Source organism: Microcystis sp. LEGE 08355 (assembly GCF_015207185.1).
Taxonomy (GTDB): Bacteria; Cyanobacteriota; Cyanobacteriia; order Cyanobacteriales; family Microcystaceae; genus Microcystis; species Microcystis panniformis.
The window spans coordinates 1-2,230 of record NZ_JADEXI010000695.1; the positions used below are offsets into that span (position 1 = coordinate 1).

At 46.4% G+C, this 2,230-nt stretch carries 2 protein-coding genes and 1 tRNA gene; 1 reads left to right on the top strand and 2 read right to left on the bottom strand.

Going from position 1 to position 2,230, the window contains the following annotated elements; translation table 11 throughout:
• Nucleotides 1–185: 185 nt before the first annotated feature.
• Nucleotides 186–267 (bottom strand) — tRNA-Leu (locus IQ242_RS23015).
• A 54-nt stretch (nucleotides 268–321) separates the two neighbouring features.
• Nucleotides 322–1,002 (bottom strand): hypothetical protein, encoded by a 681-nt coding sequence (locus IQ242_RS23020; protein WP_193961548.1) that lies wholly within the window; start codon nucleotides 1,000–1,002, stop codon nucleotides 322–324.
• A gap of 122 nt (nucleotides 1,003–1,124) precedes the next feature.
• Here IQ242_RS23020 and IQ242_RS23025 point away from each other — a divergent pair, with 122 nt between their 5' ends.
• Nucleotides 1,125–2,180 carry an ABC transporter ATP-binding protein gene (locus IQ242_RS23025; RefSeq protein WP_193961549.1) on the top strand — a complete coding sequence of 352 codons (1,056 nt, stop codon included), beginning with the start codon at nucleotides 1,125–1,127 and terminating at the stop codon, nucleotides 2,178–2,180.
• Nucleotides 2,181–2,230: the final 50 nt, after the last annotated feature.

Genomic DNA, 2,230 nt, shown 5'->3' on the forward strand with positions numbered 1-2,230 from the left:
TTTAACCGCTATGGGATAGAGAGGTGCGTAGTTCACCCAAGGAGAATCAATCTCTCGAAGTAAAAGTGAAGGGAATTTCTGAAGTGGAATTCAGTCTGTCTATATTTGACTATACTTTTACTAACTATCCTGTCAACATTCAAGGTGACAAGGGCAATTCTCGTCAGAGGGCAGATAAAAGTTTATGCGGATGGCGAGACTCGAACTCGCAAGGCGTAAGCCACACGCCCCTCAAACGTGCGTGTCTACCAGTTCCACCACATCCGCTTGATTTTAGCTTAACCATTATAGCACAGAAAAAAAATAATCTGCAAGCAACTTTTAAAAATTACTGCCGCACAACTTTCGCACCACCTGAGTTAGTACGGATAAACCTTTTAGGGAACCTTGAATCAAATGGAAGGCCGGGACAGGACGGATTAACATTTGTCGAGCGAGGGGCAATGGTAGCAGCTGACCTTGATTATCAATTGCCGGGGCTAAATCGGGTAAATCCTGTGTCACCTCGTCGCTAATCACGCGCACAATTGCCACTTTTTGCCCCGCTAAAGCCGCTAAAATCCTTGCTCCTTCCATATCTACCACTTCATAGCCCCCCTGTCCTAAACGTCGTTTTTCCTCGGATCGGCTAATCAGGCGATCGCTGGTTAAACCTTTAACAAGACTATATCCGGTTAATTGGGCGATTTCTGCGGTTATTTCCGGTTCGCACCGCCAATAATTCCCCGTTTCTGCGCCACAACCTTGATAGATTACCCCATCTCCGACCCGATAGCGATCGCTAAGACTGCCCGCTAATCCCATCAGCACAATTTTTCCTGTGAGCTTATTAAGAAATTCTAGAGATTGCCCAGATACTGAGGAACTGTCGAGGAATTCTGGAGCGCCAAGGTTAATCGGGATAATTTGCGGGGCTAAATCGCCGATGTTCCTTAATCCTCGGCGGATTGAGCTATGCTCGGCCCCCCGGGGAACGAGAATAATATCTTCAGGTGTGAGCATGAAATTTTTGAGAAAGTTTCCTAATTAGTCCCTTGAGATGTTATAAACAATAATAGTGAACTAATTAGGAAAATTCTTAAGTGAATGGCCCCGCCACCGACCGGGCGATTGTCTTTCCCACCATGAAAAAGTCTGTCATTCTGCGTTTATCCGAGGTTAACAAGCGTTTTCCCGCTTCTACTACTCTAGCTGTCGATAATATCAGTTTTAGTTTAACAGAGGGCGAAATTCTCGGATTATTGGGACCGTCGGGCTGCGGTAAAACCACTCTACTGCGGATGATTGCGGGATTTGAAAAACCATCTCAAGGAGTGATTGAATTGGGAGGGCGAATAGTTGCCGACGAAAAAACCTTTATTCCCCCAGAAAAACGCAATACGGGCATGGTTTTTCAGGATTACGCTCTTTTCCCCCATTTAACCATTGCTGACAATATCGCCTTCGGGTTAAAAAATTCTGGGGAGAAATTATCGAGCAGAGCTATTAACGCTAGGGTGGCGGAAACTTTAGATTTAGTCGGACTGCAAGGACTAGAAAAACGTTATCCCCATCAGCTATCGGGAGGACAACAGCAAAGAGTCGCCCTCGCCCGCGCTTTAGCCCCAAAACCCTCTTTAATCCTCTTAGATGAACCTTTAAGTAATCTCGATGTCCAGGTACGGCAACGCTTACGGCACGAGATCCGTCATATCCTGAAAGCGACTGGTATCTCGGCCATTTTTGTCACCCACGACCGGGAGGAAGCAATGGTGATCAGTGACACAATTGCGGTCATTTGTCAAGGAAAATTAGAACAAATTAACAATCCCGAAGCAATTTATAGTCATCCGGCCTCGCGATTCGTGGCCGAGTTTGTCACCCAAGCTAACTTTCTCCCCGCTAGACGGGAGGGTGGACAATGGCAAACCGAGATAGGACTCTGGACAATTCCTGATGGTCAAGATTTGGACAAAGGGGAATTGATGCTGAGAGAGGAAGATGTCAAAATTAAGCCGGATGAGACGGGAGAGCTAGTTATTTGCGATCGCCAATTTTTAGGGCGGGAATACCGTTATTGTCTGCTAACGGCCACCGGCAGCCAAATCCACGCTAGAACAACGATTAACACCCAATTAGACATCGGTACAAAGGTAAAACTATCGATTATTCCCGATAGCGTCCGTGTATTTGCCGACTGATAACTGATACTAAATCCTGTTTAAGGGGTGTGGGGTGTAGGGTGTGGGGA

Bases quoted from the DNA above. Each gene is read 5' to 3' on its own strand.
- IQ242_RS23020 (WP_193961548.1), bottom strand. From the start codon at position 1,002: ATGCTCACACCTGAAGATATTATTCTCGTTCCCCGGGGGGCCGAGCAT.
- IQ242_RS23025 (WP_193961549.1), top strand. From the start codon at position 1,125: ATGAAAAAGTCTGTCATTCTGCGTTTATCCGAGGTTAACAAGCGTTTT.